At 57.6% G+C, this 19,693-nt stretch carries 15 protein-coding genes and 4 pseudogenes; 10 read left to right on the top strand and 9 right to left on the bottom strand.

From position 1 onward, the window contains the following. Positions 1-190 precede the first annotated feature (190 nt). The 3 genes from repA to repC all read left to right on the top strand — a co-directional run bounded on the left by repA (position 191) and on the right by repC (position 3,793). Positions 191-1,405 (top strand): plasmid partitioning protein RepA, encoded by a 1,215-nt coding sequence (repA, locus tag AX760_RS11580; protein WP_071833039.1) that lies wholly within the window; start codon positions 191-193, stop codon positions 1,403-1,405. Next, the gene (gene repB / locus AX760_RS11575) at positions 1,402-2,424 is read left to right on the top strand and encodes a plasmid partitioning protein RepB (protein WP_071833038.1); all 1,023 of its coding nucleotides are present in this window, start codon (positions 1,402-1,404) and stop codon (positions 2,422-2,424) included. The genes repA and repB overlap by 4 nt, the downstream gene beginning before the upstream one ends. Before the next feature lie 154 nt (positions 2,425-2,578). Continuing rightward, on the top strand, positions 2,579-3,793 hold the full coding sequence (gene repC, locus AX760_RS11570) for a plasmid replication protein RepC (protein WP_071833036.1): 1,215 nt from the start codon (positions 2,579-2,581) through the stop codon (positions 3,791-3,793). A gap of 395 nt (positions 3,794-4,188) precedes the next feature. Here the strand turns inward: repC and AX760_RS27705 are convergent. Both AX760_RS27705 and AX760_RS11565 read right to left on the bottom strand, forming a co-directional pair. After that, positions 4,189-4,312: pseudogene (locus tag AX760_RS27705) on the bottom strand (VapC toxin family PIN domain ribonuclease); the annotation flags it as partial. Between the two features lie 456 nt (positions 4,313-4,768). Next, positions 4,769-5,875, bottom strand: coding sequence for an RHE_PE00001 family protein (locus tag AX760_RS11565; RefSeq protein WP_071833034.1), 1,107 nt, complete (start codon positions 5,873-5,875; stop codon positions 4,769-4,771). A 20-nt stretch (positions 5,876-5,895) separates the two neighbouring features. Between AX760_RS11565 and AX760_RS27700 the strand changes: the two genes are divergently transcribed. The 3 genes and pseudogenes from AX760_RS27700 to AX760_RS28185 form a co-directional block, all read left to right on the top strand. Then, on the top strand, positions 5,896-6,297 hold the full coding sequence (locus AX760_RS27700; protein ID WP_139276492.1) for a hypothetical protein: 402 nt from the start codon (positions 5,896-5,898) through the stop codon (positions 6,295-6,297). A 374-nt stretch (positions 6,298-6,671) separates the two neighbouring features. Next, entirely contained in the window at positions 6,672-7,115 is a 444-nt protein-coding gene (locus AX760_RS28065) for an IS66 family transposase (protein ID WP_139276496.1), read from the top strand. Between the two features lie 2,350 nt (positions 7,116-9,465). Continuing rightward, a pseudogene (locus AX760_RS28185) lies at positions 9,466-9,525 on the top strand (hypothetical protein); the annotation flags it as partial. Between the two features lie 3 nt (positions 9,526-9,528). On the opposite strand, the gene AX760_RS27690 reads toward AX760_RS28185, so the two are convergent. Next, positions 9,529-9,951 carry a hypothetical protein gene (locus tag AX760_RS27690; protein ID WP_245294998.1) on the bottom strand — a complete coding sequence of 141 codons (423 nt, stop codon included), beginning with the start codon at positions 9,949-9,951 and terminating at the stop codon, positions 9,529-9,531. 1,017 nt (positions 9,952-10,968) lie between these two features. Further along, positions 10,969-11,886, bottom strand: coding sequence for a recombinase family protein (locus AX760_RS11540; RefSeq protein WP_071833028.1), 918 nt, complete (start codon positions 11,884-11,886; stop codon positions 10,969-10,971). Positions 11,887-12,401: 515 nt separating this feature from the next. Between AX760_RS11540 and AX760_RS27685 the strand changes: the two genes are divergently transcribed. The 3 genes and pseudogenes from AX760_RS27685 to AX760_RS26735 form a co-directional block, all read left to right on the top strand. Beyond that, complete coding sequence (locus tag AX760_RS27685) at positions 12,402-12,842, top strand: hypothetical protein (RefSeq protein ID WP_245294997.1); 441 nt, start codon at positions 12,402-12,404, stop codon at positions 12,840-12,842. After that, positions 12,766-13,200: pseudogene (locus AX760_RS28060) on the top strand (DUF1612 domain-containing protein); the annotation flags it as partial. The gene AX760_RS27685 and the pseudogene AX760_RS28060, both read left to right, overlap by 77 nt. Then, positions 13,189-13,710: pseudogene (locus tag AX760_RS26735) on the top strand (IS630 family transposase); the annotation flags it as partial. The pseudogenes AX760_RS28060 and AX760_RS26735, both read left to right, overlap by 12 nt. Positions 13,711-14,015: 305 nt before the next feature. On the opposite strand, the gene AX760_RS11530 reads toward AX760_RS26735, so the two are convergent. From AX760_RS11530 to AX760_RS11510, 5 genes are all read right to left on the bottom strand, one after another. Next, complete coding sequence (locus tag AX760_RS11530; RefSeq protein ID WP_071833026.1) at positions 14,016-14,480, bottom strand: hypothetical protein; 465 nt, start codon at positions 14,478-14,480, stop codon at positions 14,016-14,018. Positions 14,481-14,499: 19 nt separating this feature from the next. Next, entirely contained in the window at positions 14,500-15,519 is a 1,020-nt protein-coding gene (locus AX760_RS11525) for a DUF2955 domain-containing protein (protein ID WP_071833024.1), read from the bottom strand. Beyond that, positions 15,509-16,618 (bottom strand): HlyD family secretion protein, encoded by a 1,110-nt coding sequence (locus AX760_RS11520; protein ID WP_245294996.1) that lies wholly within the window; start codon positions 16,616-16,618, stop codon positions 15,509-15,511. The genes AX760_RS11525 and AX760_RS11520 overlap by 11 nt, the downstream gene beginning before the upstream one ends. Before the next feature lie 12 nt (positions 16,619-16,630). Continuing rightward, on the bottom strand, positions 16,631-17,152 hold the full coding sequence (locus AX760_RS11515; protein WP_071833023.1) for a transporter suffix domain-containing protein: 522 nt from the start codon (positions 17,150-17,152) through the stop codon (positions 16,631-16,633). A 150-nt stretch (positions 17,153-17,302) separates the two neighbouring features. Further along, the gene (locus tag AX760_RS11510) at positions 17,303-17,566 is read right to left on the bottom strand and encodes a hypothetical protein (protein ID WP_071833022.1); all 264 of its coding nucleotides are present in this window, start codon (positions 17,564-17,566) and stop codon (positions 17,303-17,305) included. Between the two features lie 151 nt (positions 17,567-17,717). On the opposite strand from AX760_RS11510, the gene AX760_RS11505 reads away from it, so the two are divergent. Then, a complete protein-coding gene (locus AX760_RS11505; protein ID WP_245294995.1) occupies positions 17,718-19,511 on the top strand; it encodes a FlgO family outer membrane protein in 1,794 nt (597 codons plus the stop codon). Positions 19,512-19,693 lie beyond the last annotated feature (182 nt).

Here is a 19,693-nt window from a genome sequence, read left to right as displayed (position 1 = left end):
GGAAAATTGCGCTTAAGATATTGATAGTTAATGAAAAAATGATATTTCTGGAGTTCGCCGATCCCTATTCGCAAAGCCCGCGTTAACCAAATAGGGCTTGCTCAAAACACAGAATCGACACTAACTGCTGGTGGCGGAACTTTAGCAGTTTCGCGAAAAATAACGCCACTGGCAAAAAATAGGTTTTGAGATGGCGAAGATCGCCCCGAGAGCAGCACCTGTGACCGAAGGGTTGACGGCCTTGATGGAGCGTCATGCCGATGCGCTCTCAAGCCAGCTCAAAGCACATCATCTAAAGGTTTTTCCGCCGACATCCGACAAGGGCATTCGCACATTCGCACCGTCGGAGGCTTCCAAATTGCTGGGCGTCGGAGAGTCCTATCTGCGACAGACTGCTTCCGAGATGCCGGAGTTAAATGTCAGCATGAGCCCAGGCGGCAGGCGGATCTTCTCCATTGAAGATATCCATGCAATCCGAAAGCATATGGACCAGGTCGGCCGTGGCAACCGTCGTTATCTCCCGCACCGTCGGGACGGCGAGCAGCTTCAAGTCATCTCCGTGATGAATTTCAAAGGGGGGTCTGGCAAGACAACCACCGCAGCACATCTGGCGCAATATCTTGCCATGCGTGGCTACCGTGTTCTGGCCATCGATCTTGATCCTCAGGCAAGCCTGTCTGCGCTTTTTGGCAGCCAACCGGAGACGGATGTTGGTCCGAATGAAACGCTTTATGGCGCCATCCGGTACGATGACGAGCAGGTGCCGATCGAGCAGGTCGTGCGGGGAACCTATATTCCCGACCTTCACCTGATCCCGGGAAACCTTGAACTGATGGAGTTTGAGCACGATACCCCGCGTGCGCTGATGAAGCGAAAGGAGGGCGACACGCTCTTTTATGGTCGCATCAGCCAGGCAATCGAAGACATTGCGGATAACTATGATGTCGTTGTGATCGACTGCCCTCCCCAGTTGGGCTATCTGACGCTTTCCGCATTGACCGCTGCCACCTCCATCCTTGTGACGGTCCATCCGCAGATGCTGGATGTGATGTCGATGAACCAGTTTTTGGCGATGACATCGAATTTGCTGCGTGAAATCGAGAGTGCTGGAGCCAAATTCAAATTCAACTGGATGCGATATCTCATCACCCGTTTCGAACCGAGCGATGGCCCGCAGAACCAAATGGTTGGCTATCTGCGTTCGATTTTCGGGGAGAGCGTGCTCAATTTCCCGATGCTGAAAACGACAGCCGTGTCGGATGCCGGCCTAACAAACCAGACACTGTTTGAGGTTGAACGTGGCCAGTTCACGCGATCCACCTATGACCGTGCTCTGGAGGCAATGAACGCTGTCAATGACGAGATCGAGTCCCTGGTCAAAAAAGCATGGGGTAGACCCGCATGAGCCGGAAACATATCCTGGGTGTTTCGACAGAGGCCCCCGACGCATCAATTGCCGAGACCCGGGCAGGGAAAACCCGATCAATGCCGCTTCTTGGTGTTGCCCGGAAAGAGCGCGATCCAGCGACGAAGCTGACGGCGAACATCGGCAACGCGCTGCGTGAGCAAAATGATCGGCTGAGCCGCGCTGAGGAGATTGAACGCCGCCTTGCTGAAGGCCAGGCAGTGGTCGAACTGGATACTGCTGCGATCGAACCGTCCTTCGTGCAGGATCGCATGCCCGGTGACATCGACGGACTTCTTGCCTCGATCCGGGCACAGGGCCAGCAGGTGCCCATCCTTGTTCGGCCCCACCCGGATCAGCCCGGTCGTTATCAGGTCGGCTTCGGGCATCGCCGGCTTCGGGCTGTCTCTGAGTTGGGTCTTCCGATCAAAGCTGTTGTTCGCGATTTGACGGATGAGCAACTGGTCGTTGCCCAGGGCCAGGAAAACAACGAACGGGAAGACCTCACCTTTATCGAGAAGGCGCGTTTCGCGCATCGGCTGAACAAACAATTTTCGCGCGATGTCGTGATTGCTGCAATGTCGCTCGACAAAAGCAATCTTTCTAAGATGCTTCTGCTTGTCGATGCCCTGCCTGCGGAACTGATTGATGCAATCGGCGCTGCACCTGGAATAGGGCGGCCGAACTGGCAGCAGCTGGTGGAACTGATTGAAAAGCAGCCCTCCCTGGAGGAGATATCAACGTTTGCGCTTGCGGATACGGTGCAGGCGCTGCCATCGGCCGAACGGTTTAAGGCTCTGGTGGCAAAACTCCGGCCTCCTGCCGTGGCACGAGGTCTTGCTCAGGTTATGGCAACCCCTGACGGGCACCGGCTTGCCCAAGTTACACACAGCAAATCCAAACTGGAACTGACAATTGACAAGAAGGCGACGCCGGACTTCGCGGCCTTCGTGATCGAACACTTGCCGGCGCTTTATCAAGCCCACCGCGCACAGACACAACAGAAACAGGGAGAGTAACCCGCAAAAGAAAAGAGCCCCCTCAACGTCGCCGTCGCGGAAGCCCTTTTGTCTCTGTAGCAAGAACAGAATCGCATTTCCTCGAATTCTCGTCAAGAGTCTTGGCACCGTTTTGGTGAGCTGTTTTCCTTTGCCTGCTAAAAGGTGAAAGATGATGGAGACTGGAAGTGTGACGACGCCGTTTGGGCGGCGGCCGATGACGCTCGCCCTGGTGCAGCGACAGATGGCTACGAGCCATATCAAACCCGGCAAGACCGCGGACAAATGGAAGGTTCTCAGGGATGTCTCGGCAGCCAAGGACATGCTTGGTGTTCAGTCCAACAGCCTTGCTGTTCTTGATGCGCTGCTGAGCTTCTATCCAAACAATGAGCTATGCCAGGATGCGAAGCTGATCGTATTCCCATCGAACAACCAACTTGCGCTGAGAGCGCATGGAATGGCTGGGGCGACGTTGCGCCGGCATATTGCTGTCCTCGTTGAGGCAGGCCTGATCGTGCGGAAGGATAGCGCAAACGGCAAGCGTTACGCTCGAAAAGACAGCGCTGGCGAAATCGATACCGCCTTCGGCTTCGATCTTTCTCCTCTGCTCGGACGTTCTGAGGAACTGGCTCTGATGGCGCAGCAGGTTATGGCCGACCGTGCACTGTTGAGAAAAGCAAAGGAGAGCCTGACGATCTGCCGGCGGGATGTACGCAAGTTGATCACGGCTGCAATGGAAGAGGGTGCTGACGGCGACTGGCAGTCGATCGAGGACATGTACATTGCTCTTGTCGGCAGGATTCCCCGCATTCCCACGCTCACGTCAACCACAGCGATCCTGGAAGAAATGCAGATGTTGCTCGACGAAGTCGTCAACAGGCTGAATTTACTGGATAATCAGAAAAATACTAACACCAATGCTGCTCAAAATGAGCGGCACATACAGAATTCAAATCCCGAATCCACTTACGAATTTGAACCTAGCTCTCGAAAAGAGCAGGGCGCGAAAGGTGGGGGAAGCGGCCAGCAGAGGCGCGAGCCGACCAAGGCGTTTCCACTGGCTGTAGTGCTGAAGGCTTGCCCGACGATTTCCGACTACGGGCCTGGGGGCGTGATCGGCAACTGGCGTGATTTCATGTCGGCGGCGGTGGTTGTTCGATCCGTGCTTGGGGTCAGCCCTTCGGCCTATCAGGATGCCTGTGAAGCTATGGGGCCTGAGAATGCGGCGATAGCGATAGGCTGTATCCTGGAGCGGGGCAACTTCATCAATTCCGCCGGTGCTTATCTTCGCGATCTCACGCGACGAACAGAACGCGGAGAATTTTCGCTCGGGCCGATGATTATGGCCCTGTTGAAAGCCGGCGCCCACACCGGTCTGAAAACCGGATAGCGGTTGCATGCCTCGGCGGCTGTTGGCGGCGTGCGTGCGGCGGTGCAAGAGGCGGCCACGGTAACGGCGCGATAATCTCGCCATAGGCGCGGAGTAAAATCCGGCCACCTATCTTCCTTCTGCAATGAAGGCAGGAGGACCTCGGGATCAACACCGTGGAACTTTATTTGAAGTTGTATCTGGCTGTATCGGAAGGGATATGAATGCGAGCCGACGCTCGATGCATTTGTTTCGACGATCGATCATCGGCTCGACGAGGACGTGAAGCTGCCGCCCAAACAGCGGCGGACGACCATCAGCCAAAAGCTCCCTATCCCCGCTTGGTTCTGCTTAAATTCCGAAACGGTAAGGTCTTGAAGGGATCCGAACTTACGACACCTAAACGCACACTGTCGTTATCTAGACCAAGGATTGGTCACTTTCAGCCCAGCAGCCTCGAAAGGGCTTGTGTCGCGAGTTGCGATTGCGAGACCGTATGGCAGCAATGTAACCATCAGCCGTGCCGATCGCTTTCCCAGACTGAGCGGAAACCGGAAGTACAGGCAGACTGCTCTGGACAATCACCTCCTCTGTAAATCGGTGGCGACCATAAAAGGGGATCACGAACAGATCTGGTCATAGCGCCAAGTCCCATATTTTTTGGTGGCTGACTGGTTGACGTTACGGGGCCCTGGAGGATCACAAGCGATCTTCTAAACGTTCGACAAGGTCGAAGACCATCACGATCGCGATGGTCTCGGGATCGGACATTTCCTGGTCAAACAATTCGGAGAATTACACGATGGTCATACGCCCGTCAGAAGTGATGGGCCTGGTAGAAGGAGCGTATTCGCATGTCAGCTTCCAAAGTATGACCTCCAGTTTGCTGAAGGACATCCAGAGCATAAACCGGTCAATGTTGCTCTGATCTCACCCCGCGAATTCGGGAATGGCCGACTAGCAACGTCGCCGACCGCTCTAACGTTTCAAATTTTCTTAAAGCACTCCCCATGCCCGAAACCTTCCCCTGCCCGTCATCTCCCTAAGGCCAAGTTCCAAAACAATCCGCCGCGCCGCCTGCGGCGTGACATCCAGCGACCTTGCGACCATTTTTGTGGACACCAGCGGCTTTGCCATCACCAGTTCGATCAGCTCCGGCAGTTTTGAAGACGTCCGCCGACCCTCCAGCTTGCGCTCCATCATGGTCCGCGCAAGCGCCAGTCGACCCTGTTCCTTCAACCCGATCTCGGCAGTCGCGATCAGCGCGTGGGCGATAGCGAGCAACCGGGTTTCTCGATGACGATGCCGGCGTCTATCGACGGGAATTGTTTTCAGGCCGAGGTTGATGGCGGCAAGATGGGCACCGGTGGTGACGCCGGCCTGGCGCAGGATGGAGGCGACCAGCAGGCGACCAAGCCAGGGCGCATGCTGGAGCACCGACAACTCGTTCCAGGCATCAAGGGCGACAATCGCCTGCAGCACCGCCGGCAGATCATTTGCCTGCCGCAGTACGATGCGCCATTCGTCGAGCCGCGCGTCTTCGTCCCAGTCGAGATCATAGATCATCGGATCTTTTTCCGCGCCACGACCACTGGTGGTGCAACGGGGCCGAGTGGCGTTCTCAATCGCCGCCTCCGATCGGGCGATTACCGCATCGATGGCGGCATAGTCGACACGGGGAAGATTTTGCCCACCATCCGCGTATTCCCCCTCCCCTTCGGGTTCGATCGCGACCGCGCGCCGGATGGCGCTGGCCGTGTCAATCTCCGTCTCGTCGTGGCCAACCGACGCGATCTCTGAGGTCTTTCGCAGCGTCCGAAGTCCGTCGGCAGAAAGCGCCCAATCCGGTGAATTGGCAGCGATGCGCCGGCGGGTGCGCAAGACATCGCGGGCGATTGTCAGCTCATGGGTGGGTGCGCGAATATCCCTGATATCATCGTGAAGGACCAGATCGTCGAGGTGGACAAGTTCCCCGTCGATCCAAAGTGAGGCGCAGGCGTCGGTGAACTGGGAACGCTCGACCCACCCCTGCCCTACCGGGGAACGCGCAATCCGCTCGTCCAGACGCGTCAACGCGATGCCGGCGTCGAAAGCCGGCCGCATCAGTACTTGGAGCAAATCTGATGGCAGGAGGGATTCCTGTTTTCTGTAATTCACGAGATTCTGCCTTCCTCACGAAGCGTCGCCTCCCCATGGTCGAGCATGCCCATATGCTGTCGCTGAAGGTGTTCGTGACTGGTCTTGTAGAGCGGTCTGATCGGGCAGACTTCCGGATTAAGGCGCTCGAGGCCGGAAACCAAAAGCTTCGTGGCGAGAACGACCTGCTCAGGATCGAGAAGACACGGCTGAAGGTCGATAACCACCTCCTTCGCGACGAAATTGCGCGGCTGAAGACCTTGCCGCAATGCCCGCCTTTCGGACCATCGGGCATGGAACAGGCAACCGGCGACAAAACGGTTTCTGGCACAGAGAGCCCTGCGCGGCGACGCCGCCCGAAAATCGACACGGGCAATGTCACGCGCTAAGAGGTGCTGCTTGTGAGCGCCCAAGCTGAATCCCGCTTCAAAGGCTAAAAGGATTGCGGGGTGCGGGATCTGCTCGTGCGCGTTGACGTCGTGCGCTATCGCCGCGAATTCTGGCTGACACCGGAAGGAAAAAGGATCACCACGCCGCTGCCAGCGTGAGTTTAAGGTGGCTACGGTGCAAATCTTCGGCGTTTCTGTCTGGCGCTTCACAGCCATGGGCAGGTCACGACGAAAAGATGGATGACCTTGCTCAACTATGTTGGTGTGGAGATTTCCCGACGCTGGGTTAGCCGGTTTTTGACGCCAGCGTTGGAGGGCTTTCATGCCGAAGATGCCAACGTGCAGCCCGAGAACTTCGGGTCCGGGTCGATCGGATATTTTCCAACCAAATACGGTATTACGCCCTCGACAAACGGTTGTCTCGGCTGAAGCGCCGCAAGGGAGAACTGCTCCGGGTTCTGGAGCGGCCTGAACCGCCGCTGCATACGAACGCGTCGGAAAGAGATCTGCGTGGGTTCGTCATCAAGCGGAAGATCTCTGGTGGCATGGTCAGTCGCAATGGTAGGCAGGCGGGCGACAGCATGCTTGGCCTGATGAAGACCTGCCAGAAGCTCGGCCTGTCGTTCTGGCATCATCTCGGCGATCGATTGGGCATTGGTAACGACGATCACTTTATCCCTCCCCTCCACGGTTGCGGCGCGCAACTGAGCGCTTCCGGCCGTTTAAAGCGGACACCGCGGCCATATACCTGCCGATTGTATCGGCAGGGCCGCCGGATCTGCCCCGGTAACATCGACGGCCAATCTCAAAATTCGTAAAGCCTTGAAATCATGATAATCGATTCGTTGCAGGAACTCCATATGTAAGTTACCATTCCTTAGATGGTGCCGTTGTTTTGTAGGCGAACTGACTTAGTCGGCGGCCACCCTTTGCCGGGGGCCATCGGACCGACTGCTTGGTCACGCGTCCTGGCTGTTTATAATGCACGCAATGTCACCCCATCGCTCGAGACAAGCCATGAGCATCGACGGGAAGCCCTCCGATGCCAAAGCCATTTGTTTGATCTGCTCCCTCGGGTAGAGAGGCCCGGACGACGGGATCATCTTCTGTGGGACAGAGGACAGTAATAGAGCCATTCGCCATCGAATGCACTCGCCGCATCGGATCACCGCCGCAAAAGTTCAGCGCTGGCGCTGAGGCGGTTGATGCAGCAATCTCAGCGCCCTGCCCTGCCTTCGCTATTTCTGGATTGAGGTCCGTAGTTCCCTGGCGGAAACACGCGCAATGGGACGAAATTGCTCACGGAGACGCATTTGTCGAGAATGGAGCGGCTTGATCAATTGCCGGTCGAACACACTGGCATCGCCAGCGACATTTCAGCTCTGTCCCCGCTTCGAATCAAAGGTGCATTTCCTCTGATGCGGCTGATCTCGAATTTGCCATGAGAAGCATTTCGGTTAAGGGATCATTTGTCCATTTTGCTGGACCGAAAATTAGAAGCACAGTACATCGCAGCGCAGAGCCGTTTGACGCGATCGCTTTAATGCTGCCGGTCGACCGGCGCGACAAGATCTTCCCTGGCGGACGAAAAAGTTGAGAGGCTTCGCCATCTCGTGAATCAAAGCGGGGTTGAATAAGGCGACTACGTTCCCACTGGTCTGGCCTATCTTGAAAGCTGATCGCAAGCAGCGACTGGCGGTGATCCTCCCCCGGAGGGGGCCGGAGGCAGCGCCTCTGAAGTTCTTGGTGCATCACTTCTGGATCCGCCGCGGATGCCGTATCCGGTCACGGAATAACAGCCGAAATGGAACAGATCCTTCGGGATGGCTGCGTTCCCATACTCAAGGCTAGGGAGAGATCCCGGCATCGGTCGGCGCAGCAACGTCTTGCGACTCAGCCGGAGCAAGAGGGTGCGCCGCGCGGTTGTTGGCGTGACACTGGATCTCGAATGTCGGGCGATCGCTCCATTTGACCAAAAAGATGCCCCTTTTGTCGGCAGCGGATACCCGGCGATAACATTTGTGTCCCTGTAATCGCATCCACATATTCGCTCAGTGTCGATCCTTCATGTCGGCGCGCATTAACGACGTAATATGCCGCCCTCACATATCGGTATTTCGCTAGAGTGCTGAGGGGCCTGCCCAGGCGCCCCCGCTATCCACACGGTTTACCTGCCGTCCTCAAGGTATCTCGGCGATCGGAAGGCGCCTGACGCTCGTTTTCCGAAAAAAGCCCCTGTCGCCTTGGCCAGTCAGTCAACGATAGCTCAGAATCCAGCAGGGACTCTCCCATGCCACCGAGCAGCGGGATCAATCAACTTCCGAGGGGAAGTTCTAACTCACTCCGCCCCATATTTGACGCATACAACGACACCTCGTCACGCCATCGAAAATCTTCGGGGTAGAGCATGTTCGCCCTCGCCTTAAGCTTGGGCCCATGAACTTTCTAATCGTTCAGTCTAACATCGGGGTCAAACTGCGGTTCCGATGATAGCATGCAGGCGGGTGGGTCATGCCAGAAACAGCTGCTGCCTGACGAGGCGCCTATTTCTTCCCGCTGCGTGCGGTCTTTGTTGGCTACAGGCATGGTGAGCCTCTTAGTTGCGAACGAAGCCGAGCCAGCTTGGCTCTTGATAGGGCCCTCTTTTTCGGCGGCACTGTCAGAAAACTCGAAGCAATTTGTGGCGCCGTGACACAAACTATCCCGTTTCCAGATGCGTCGTGGATCTAACGGTAGAGCAGATTTGGCCTGGACGTCCGTATCGCTAGAAAAGCGACAAACGTGTGGTCAGCTGACCACAGCCTTAAGTGATTGAAAAACATGGAGGTATTGTTATTCAATTTCTCTTTACATGCTGGGTTTCTCCGCTTTTGAAGTGCACATACGGGCAGTGCTGTTGCCTGCACGTGTGACGCAAGTCGGGATTGCGACGCTCTTCCCAACGATTAGCGCAGTCCGGAAATAGATCGAGGATCTGCCACTTTGTCCGTTGAGGAGTGGTCATAACTGCACGCGAGCACCTTTTGCCCGCGTATCGCCAACATACCGATCTGAACACCGAGGAACGCATCGTGTGGCTGAGTGCGGATCGATGGCTTGATATTTCGCAAGCAACAGCGGTGATCAAGCGGCTAGAGAATCTTCTGTCCTACCCCTGCGCGCGACCGGGTGCCCTGCCTTCTACCCAATGGTGACACCGGTATCGCGAAGACCGAGATCATCCGCGAATTCCTAGGTGACCATCCGCCTCCGTTCGACCAGAGCACCGGCGTCACCACAATGCTGGTCGGTGTCATGCAGCAACTCGCCGAGCGGTTCGATGCTCTTCATCTGAACCGTTAGTTTTACGACCAGCACCTGGCCCGGATTCTGTCGGATTTGGTTGGCATCGCCCCTCAGGAAACCATCGAACATAGGCACTAACGCAGTCCGCCAACGTGTCCTTGAGTTGACTGACGGTACAACGGTTTGGATTTTCCGGTTGATCGAGCCCGCCTCGGTCGAGGCCATCCGAAGCGGTAACAAGCCCATTGCCATCGAAAGCTTCACCGGCGGCGAGTTGGTTTTTGCATTATCTCGATGACGCAATATTCCGAGCCGGATCTGCAGAAGCGGATCGCCCGGTGAGGAATACGCCGCTTTTGCCGCTGGCACCGCGGACCCACTGCGACGAGCTTATCTCCTCGTGGCAGGCGCGGGTTGCGGTAGGGTATTCCTGCGGAGGGCTGAAGTTGACGCTCGGCTAGACCCCGACAGCTCAACCGACAGCAACTTCGATCCAGACAGGAAAGTGTTTGGAGATGGAGCAGCGCTTGCAGGATCCGACCAGGCGAGGTCGAGGCACCCGCACTTTCAAGGCATGATTCCCGTTTGGCTATGGCCGACGGGCCCGATCGCGCGCAGTTGCGGAGCCTGCCCTGATGGCGACGGCGATACGGCCGCCATCAGTTCATTCACACAAGCTGGTCGCGCTCTGAGGCCATGGCTTGCCCCATACACCAAGTTCGACTGCGCTTCTCTTGCTGGAAATGGATCGCGCGATGCGACTTCGTTATGACGACAGATATGGACTGGCCGAACTGATTTGCGCCGGTTGAATAACAGCTGCGGTGCGTTCTCCGCCGGCTCCTTCGAGTTCCGCTACCATGACCTGCTGATTGCGACGATGGCGCGATCGATGATGCGGAGAAGGGAAGGGGGGCGTGCGGGATCTTGCTGGGTTCGAAAAGGCCATCCGCTTTTTTTGGAGTGATTCCGCGAGCAGTGGACAGTCCGAGATTATCGGCTTCGATGTCCAAAGCAGGTGAGGGCCGGCTTCCATCTCGGTGAACGCGGCTGTGCCGTCAACGTGCTTGTCTATAACATGGAGGTCCAAAACTGTTCTGATGATTGCACAGTTGCTGAATACCGGTAGTGCACAATCGGATCTCGGATCGCCCGGCGACCGAATGACGCTCGCGTTCCTGCGATGTGGAGATAGGGTTGCTGCCGATCTGAGCTTACGCGAGCGACGTGAGGGGAAACCTCGTCGAGTGGCACCGTCGCTCCGACCCAATCTCGACTACACTTGGTTGGCGGCCGAGACGATGAAGGATCAACTTCGGCACGAACTCGCCACCTTGGGATAACGTGACCGCTCCGAGGCACTATCGCGGTTAGCAAGCGATTTGCTCAGGTTCGCAGGAGCCCAAATCGAAAAGCCTCGTCCATAAGGGCTTTGACGGAAGAGGGTTGCCATTTCCGGCCTCCACGGACAGGGCGCTCCCCCATCTGGTCGAGCTGGCCAGCAATGTCGCGTAGCGACAGGGTCGGATCCGCGATGGCGATTGCCGCCACCAGTTTCATCAGATGATCTTCTGGCGGCCGACGCGGGGAGCGGGCCAGCAGGTCGGCGTCCGCGAGTTTTTCATGGACCATACGATGGACAGCGCGGCGCAGCCTCTCGACGGTCCAGTCATGGCCCTTGCGGTTGAGGACCCGCACCACGTTGTCCCAGCTGTGCTGTGGGCGAAGCTGCTTTACCGTCGGAAGCCACGTCTGTGCCGAGGTGATCAGCCCTTCAAGATATGTCTGGTTCTTTGCTGCGGCCGCAGCCCGTATCGCTTCCGGGCGACGCTCGCGCAGGCCAGGGTTGCCGGCCATCCGTCCCCGCGCCTTCGCGGCCTTCATCCCCGATTTCGTCCGCTCGGCAGTCAAGGCACGCTCGAGCTGGGCAACAGCGCCGAGGACCTGCAACGAGAACATCCCCTGCGGTGTCGATGTGTCGATGGGATCACGAAGTGATCGGAAATGGACGCCGCGTTGTTCGAGGTCCTCGATGACATCGAGCAGATGGCTGACTGATCGTGCCAGTCTGTCGAGCCGAACGACGACAAGGACGTCGCCGGCGGCGAGTTCCTTCAGCACCTTGGTGAGAACTGGTCTGGCACGGGAGGCACCAGATCCATGCTCCTGATAAATGCGATCGCAGCCGCCCGCGCGGAGCTCATCGACCTGCGCATCATGGATCTGCTCCTCTGTGGAAACACGCGCATAACCGATCAAGCGCCGGGGCAGGGGAGGGGCTACACGTTTCGACGATTTTGCCATGGATTTTCGGCCCGATTCCGGTATCGTTGTTCAGATAAGGAATGCGTCGATAAACGGTCCTTTGCAAGCGTGTTTTACAGGGCAGATGCGAGTCCGTAGAACGCGATTTATGACCCTTCACTGGTGTATGGTTATCCAGCAACTGGAAAGCGCGCCAGCGGCGTTCTGAGGCAGAAATGCTGGAAAATAAGGCCTCTCAAGGCATGACGTTCGCTGATCGGCTCGCCAACGGAGAATGCGTCCGAAATTCGCTTCGGAAGCTCCGGCGACTGCGTCTGTAGGGAAGGGGGCAGTGCGCGACGCGCGAGTTGAATCCGCCTAGTCAGGATGACCCGGGCCCGAAATCTCCGGAAATGTGGGAAATCCGTTGAATTGGGATGGCCAACATTACTGATTTGCGGCAATCAATCACCTCAGATAAGGGGTACTTATCGGAGGTCACTACGCCAACCGGCAATCATACTATGTGTAGAACACTAACTTTCTGATAGAGTTCCTGTAAGAAATCATTTACCATGATTTCAATGGCTTATGATTTTGGAAAACTGCCTATATCCAACTTGATTAGGCCGGCTTTTGACGCCGGTATCGTCCTTGCGCGTTTGGACGAGCGTATCGCCCGTTCACCAGTTGGCGCAGGCTGGATCGAACGATCCCAATTCACCGACGTCTGCGCCTCGCTCTGGATCGACGGCGAACTCGTCCACCTGGAAGACCTCGTCCTCCATGACGCCACCCGTGATATTCGCACACCCACCCATGAGCTGACAATTGCCCTAGATGTGCTGCGCACCCGCCGGCGCATCGCCGCCCAGCCGCCCGGCTGGGCGTTGACCGCCGACGGGCTTAGGACGCTGCGAAAGACGGCGGAGATCACATATGCCGACGCTGGCGAGGGGAAGCCGGCCGATGCCATCCGGCTCGCGGTGGCGCCCGATCCAGAAGGGGGGCCATGACGCTGACGGCATCGAAAATCTCCCCGGCGTCGACTACGCGGCCATCGATGCGGTGCTGGCCCGATCGAACGCCGCCATCGAAAACGCCACGCGCGCCGACCGCACCACAGGTGGTCGGGGCGCGGAAAAAGATCCAATGATCTACGATCTCGACTGGGACGAGGATGCTCGGCTCGACGAATGGCGCGCCGTGTTGCGACAGGCGCAACACTTGCCGGCGGTGCTGCAGGCGATCGTCGCCCTCGATGCCTGGAACGAACTCTCCGTCCTGCAGCATGCCCCCTGGCTTGGCCGGCTGCTGGCCGCCTCTATCCTGCGCCAAGCCGGTGTCACCAGTGGCGCCCATCTGGCTGCCACACAGCCAGGACTGCCGCTCAAACCCGGCAAATACGCCACCATGACCCATGATTACAAGCGCAATGGTACCACCACCCTGTTCGCCGCCCTCAATGTCCTCGATGGAACCGTGCTGGGGCGATGTATGTCCCGCCATCGCCACCAGGAATTCATCCGCTTTCTCAATGCGGTGGAAAAAGCCGTGCCCGCAGGCAAGGTCATCCATGCCATTCTCGACAATTACGCCACCCACAAGCATCCCAAGGTGCTCGAATGGCTGGCCGACCATCCCCGATGGACTTTTCATTTCACCCCAACATCCGCATCATGGCTCAATGCGGTTGAGAACTTCTTTTCAGCTCTCACCAGAAGAGCACTGCGAAGGGGCGTGTTCAAATCCGTGCCTGATCTGCAAAAAACAATCCGCGATCATATCAAGCGCCAGAATGCCGAACCCAGACCCTTCGTCTGGACAAAATCCGCCAACGACATTTTCACAAAGCTCGACGAACTGCATGTACCGTCTGTATGAGTCAGTGCACGAGGGACCAGCGCCTCATATGAGCTCGTCCGGGACTCCCTGACGTACGCACAGCACCAGCAGCAGGCAAAGATCTGATAGCTACAACCGCTCAATCGATGGTGCAGAGACGCCGCATCTGGTGTGGTCAATGACTTGCAACAAGTTCCAGCCACCGCTGAAGTGGGTCGCGAGTTGGAATTGCCTGAAGGCGCTGGATGCTTGTCGAGCCAAACCTGAGCTATCGCCGCCGATATACAAGCACGATTAGTGAGGAGACGGAGTGGGCCGAACGGCATCAGCAAAGGAACAGCTATTTATACGCGTGGCTCCTCAATCGCCGTCGCCAGACGATCGAGTTCACGCGAATAGCAATAGAGACCAAACAGAATGGCGATCACTTCGACAGTAGAAAAAGCGGTCCGTGACAGAGGCGGCATGACATGCAGGGAGGGTAGGTGGCGAAAAAAGAGGATCGAAAAGAGTGCCCCGCCGAAGATGAAACTGATACGGCTCGCGAACGCGCAAACATGTCCAAGGAAGACGCTATGGAACGGCGCAACGATCGGAACCCATTGCAACCGTATCCAGTAGCACAGGTGCAGAAACGCCGCACTGCCAAGGACTGCAAGCTGTTGCGACGGGGGCATCTCCTGTCGCTCACCAAGATTCGTGACAATCTCGTGAAAAACCGGGAATACGATCCAGAACAATGCCGAAGCAGCGAGGGTCTGTCCGGCAAGAAGTAGTGCATAGGCAAAGCCACTTGTTCTCCAACGCATGGATCCTCCTGTCTGGCTGTCAGGCCACTGCGACGTTGACGGCACGCTGTCGCCAGAGCAGTGCGGTTGCTAAAAGCGTGTAGAGGATTGCAGCACCCACATAGAGAATCCGCGTCGAAAACGATTCCGCAGCGCTCCCAGGCAATGGTGAAACGCCAAGGCCGAACAGGATCAGGAATATCGTGAGCGCACCTGCATAGACCCTTGCATCCGGCGACCGTGCCGCCGCCCGCCCGCCAATGAAGAGGCAGACGACAAGCGTAATGAGAAACAGGGAGAGCAGATTGGGCCGAAGATTGAGCACCTCGTAAGCGACAGAGGCAATAATTCCGCCGAACAGGTTCACGATGGCGAGACCAAATGCTGCCCGTCCGGTGGCTGCAGCATCGAGCTGCGTCAGGAGCGTTATCACCGTTATCGGAATGACAGCCGCAGATGTCAGGTTATCGCTGGTCAGACAGATCGCCATGACCGAGAGCAGGATCAAACTATTCGCCAGCGCCCGGCCGTAGTCGGTAGGGCGGATGACAGCCTCCTGCTTCGACGCATCGACGATGGCGGGCTCCGGAAAGACCGCGTGGGCAAGCCACATCAACACCGCACCGCTGATCACGCCGAGAAGCAGGATCGACAGGATGGAGGCGGCCAATTCCTTGTTGAGCACGCCGAGAAGCGGCACAAGGACGGAGACGATGAGAACGAGAGAGATCGCAGCGCCGCCTTTGCCGCTCGACTGGGCGACAAAGCAGGAGAAATAGAGCAGGCCGAGCAGAAGCAGAAAGCTTGCCGGGTGATCGCCGAACCACGAGGTCAGGATAGACATGACCGTGCCGACCACGAAGATGAGGACTGCCATGCCAAAGGTCTTGGCGAGCGGCATCGGCACTGCGCTCGATAAAAGAAACTGCGCGGCAAACAGCGGCCCGAGAAACGGGACGAGCGCTCCCGAAGCCACCGAGGCGGTGAAGCCAAGGGAAACCGCGAGTGCGACCCGCAGTCCTTTGCGCCTTTGCGCCGCCCCGGCGCTGTCAATTGACATAGGTCAGCACCGACATGATCCGTATCCAGAGCGATCCCCAAGCGTTGGTCACCGGGTGGTCTCCGGTGTAGATCACCACTGTCGCCTGCGAACCGTAACGGACGCCCTTCGGTCTTCCGTCATCCATGACGAGCCGCACCGGAAAACGCTGCGCTTCCTGCACCCAGCCACTGTTGTTTCGAATGGTCGGAAGGCCGGTGTTCGGATCCGTACTTCCATGCGAGACGCCGAGGCCGACGCTCTCGACCTTCGCTCGAAAAATCTGCCCCGGAAGCGCATCAAATAGGACCTCGGCACGATTGCCCACCGCGACCTTTTCGAGACTGTTCTCCTTGAAAGCAGCAGCGATCCAGACCGTTCCGACATCGATGAAGGTCATGGCGGATTGCCCGGCACTGACCACCTTGCCGATGGAAAGTTGCAGGTTGGTAACGACGCCTGTCGAAGGCGCGCGCGCCGTCGTTCGCAGCAGATCGAGCTGCGCGCGTTCTAGGGCGGCAAGTGCCTGCTTGAGTTCTGGATTGTCGTTTCCAGCCGGGCCAAGATCGGCCTGCGCGCTGATAAGGTCGGCTTCGGCCGCCGTGACGGCCGCTTGCGCCTGATCGAATGCCAATTGTGCCTCGTCCAGCTTTGTCTTTGCGTAGACGCCACGGCTGGTCAGTTCGGTCGCGCGGCCCAGCTGTTCAGCGGCATTGTCGCGGCTGGCTTGCGCTTGAACAAGCCTCGCCTGAACCGCATCGACCTGTGCCGTTGATGCCCCTATCGACTGGCCGACACGGGCGAGCGCTGCTTCAGCTTCCGTAACCGCGATCTGGTAGCGGGCCGGGTCGATGCGAAAGAGAACCTGATCCGGCTTGACCGACGCGTTGTCAGTCACATTTACTTCAACGACCCGCCCCGTCACTTCCGGAGCGATGCCGACGACATAGGCCTGAACCTGGGCCTGCGACGACGAAGGCGTCCGCCGTTCCATGAAGACGGAAAGGACGAAAAATATCAGCGCCAGCAGGACGACAATAAGCGCGACCCTGCGCAGCGGATTGGCACTTGGGGCGGTCTCCTGGTGCGGCGGCGGCGTCAGCGTTTCATCGGTAGCCACAACTACACTCCTTCACTCTGCCGTCGGCGTATACACGACGCGGCTGGTGCGGATGAACAGGGACCGTATCTTTTCCCAGAAGTTGCCGCCCAAAACGAAGAAGCTTGCCAGAAACATCACATCGCCCAAAAGCTGAAACTGCCATATGTTGGGGCGCAGGCCCGGAGCAACGGCATCGATATATGGTTCAAGCCAGCTTGTGAGCAACGGCAGGCAGAACATGACAAGGCCGAGTTTATAGCGGCCACTGCTAACACTGGTATCGGGTGCCAGCTTAAAGACACCAAAGATTTTCCCCTTGAGTTGCTGGAATCCGGATTTCCCCATTACGGCGATCACGAGAAGCAGAAGGACTTTATTGACGATGAAGATGATGCCGGTGATTGCAGCAATCCGCGTATTTGGAACGCCGGCCCAAGCCGCAAGCGGCACGCAAAGCCACATGCCGATGGCGAGGCAAACAAGCGCAATGCCCAATTTAAAGCGCCAGGTGGCTGCTGCCGGCTCAATGTTGGTCTCGGTGTTAACAGACATGATCACTCCTGTTCGTTGAACCGACCTCACCGGGCGCGGCTATAGGTGGAGACTTCGGCCGGCTCGGCCGATCGGCTCATAGCTTTTGTCAACTGGCGAACAATCCGGCGCAATGTAGGCAACGGTAACATACGTGTCCCCCAGATTGGATCATCGCCGCGGAAAGGGGACGACGGATGCGTTCTCCAGCATCGATACGATTTCGCCGGCAAGCGCCTCGACGAGAACAGCATATTCCGAGACCCTCTGATCGCGCAGAACGTGGTTTGAGCCACGCCACCTGTGCAACTCGGCCTCGGCCGTAGCAAAGTCTGCGCAGAGATCGCGAAACTCTTCATCTCGGACCGAAAGCTCGACAATCGCCCCCGCGCGGGTCGGAAATCGGCAGCAGGCGGCAAGGGCGTCCTCATCCATCTTTCTTGATTTCTTTCTGTTCAAAGAATACAAACGTACACCACTGCCACGTGCGCTTTCAGGAGCAGTCTCAGGTAAAGCGGGTCTCTTGTGGAGTATAATACCGTAACATACGGCTGGCAGTCTGGTGACTCTCGGGGGAGGGCTGGCTGTGCAGGATACGAATACCATAGGAACACGCCGGCCGCCCAATGCGGACGATATTCGCGCGCAGCTTGAGCGTATTGTCACGAGCCCAGAGTTTCCGACCGTCGGTCGTGGCGCGGCCTTCCTAACATATATCGTTGAAGAAACCATTTGCGGACGCGCAAACCGTCTTAAAGGCTACTCTATCGCGCTTGAGATTTTTCGACGTGGGGAAAATTTTAGTCAGGATGATCCGGTGGTTCGGATCGAAGCGGGACGGCTGAGGCGTGCGCTCGAACGGTACTATCTCGTCGCCGGCCAGACCGATTCCATCCGCATCGATATCCCGAAAGGCGGTTATATCCCGGTTTTTACTTGGAATTGTCCCGGGTCAATCCATCGGGAAGTGATCGACAAACCCGATATTTCCGAAATCAGATCGCTGGCGCGAGCGTCCTGGTGGTCGGGGACGGCAAGAACGTTGGGGCTCTTTGCCGGATTAGCTGTCTTTTTCGGTTTTACCGCTTATTGGACCTTGCCCTATGACGCTGTGACCGGGACCTCTCCGACAGCCAGGCTCCAACCGGATAAGCCAACGGTGCTTGTCGCGCCGTTCGTAAACCTTGGCGACGGCCCGCAATCCCATTCTTATGCGATCGGCCTCACCGAACAATTGCTGACGACGTTGCCGCGCTTCAAGGAGATCAAGGTTTTCGAGATAGAAACGTCGAGATCCCTGCTGCCTCAGATCGATGTCGCAGAAGTGCGCGAACGTTTTGCCGCGCAGTACCTTCTGGCGGGCGGCGTCCGAGTTGCGGGCGACAGATTGCGCGCAAGCGTCCGGCTTTTGGACACCAGGGACGGTGCTATCCTCTGGTCCCAGAGCTATGACCACGACCTTCGCTCGGGTGACCTGTTCACCATCCAGACGGATGTGGCGAACAGGGTAGCGGCATCGGTTGCGCAACCCTATGGCATCATTGCCCAGGCAGAAGTCGGGCGCCCACCGCCGGACGATCTTGGCACATATAAATGCGCGCTGGATTTCTACGAATACCGCATTCATCTCAGTGTTGAACGGCATGGGGCGGTGCGCAATTGTCTGGAACAGGCCGTCGAGCGCTCTCCCGCCTACTCAACCGCTCGCGCAATGCTTTCGATGATTTACCTCGACGAGGAGCGGTACAAATTCAACCCAACGACCGAAGGGCCGCCACCGATCGAGCGGGCACTTCAGGCGGCGCGCCAGGCAATACAGGTGGAACCCGACAACACGCGCGCACAGCAAGCGCTGATGATGGCCCTGTTCTTCGACAGACAACTGGCGGAAGCCACTCATGTCGGGGAGCATGCAATCGCCATGAACCCCAATGACACCGAGGTGTTGGGCGAGTTTGGAACCAGGATCGCCATCGCCGGACAATGGCAGCGTGGCGCCGAACTCTTGGACCAGGCGATCGCTCTCAATCCCCGCGGCGGCGGCTTCTACCGCGGAATGCGGGGGCTGGCATCCTACATGCTGGGCGACACGGTGAATGCGGTGTTGCAGATCAAACGGTCAGACATGCAGAAGTTTCCGCTGTTTCATGGCGTTGCCGCGATCATCTACGCTGAAGCGGGGATGACGGTGGAGGCGGGTCGCGCAGCAGCAGTGTTCAAAACCATGAGACCGGATTTTCTGCCGAACTTCGTTTCAGAGATGACGTCGCGAAATATGCGCGATGCGGACCTCAATCGGCTCGTCGAAGGGCTGCGCAAAGCCGGAATGACAATCGGGGACGATGAGCGTGCATTTGCGTATGCCTCCGAGCCTCCGTAAGCCATCGAGCCCGTAGGCTACAGTAATATACTCCCATTCCCCGGTGCCACCTGCATAGGGTGGAACTCTCGGGAATGAAGCGATGGAAAAGCCATGAAGTCCGGATTGTTCCTAGTGAACAGCAGCGTCGTGTTCGCACGGCTTGCCCTTAACGACAATGGATCAGGGCGGGCTGGTAATGT

Origin of the sequence: Pararhizobium antarcticum, from assembly GCF_001885585.1 — a bacterium.
Lineage (GTDB): Bacteria > Pseudomonadota > Alphaproteobacteria > Rhizobiales > Rhizobiaceae > Pararhizobium > Pararhizobium antarcticum.
This window is presented reverse-complemented; position numbering and strand designations above follow the sequence as displayed.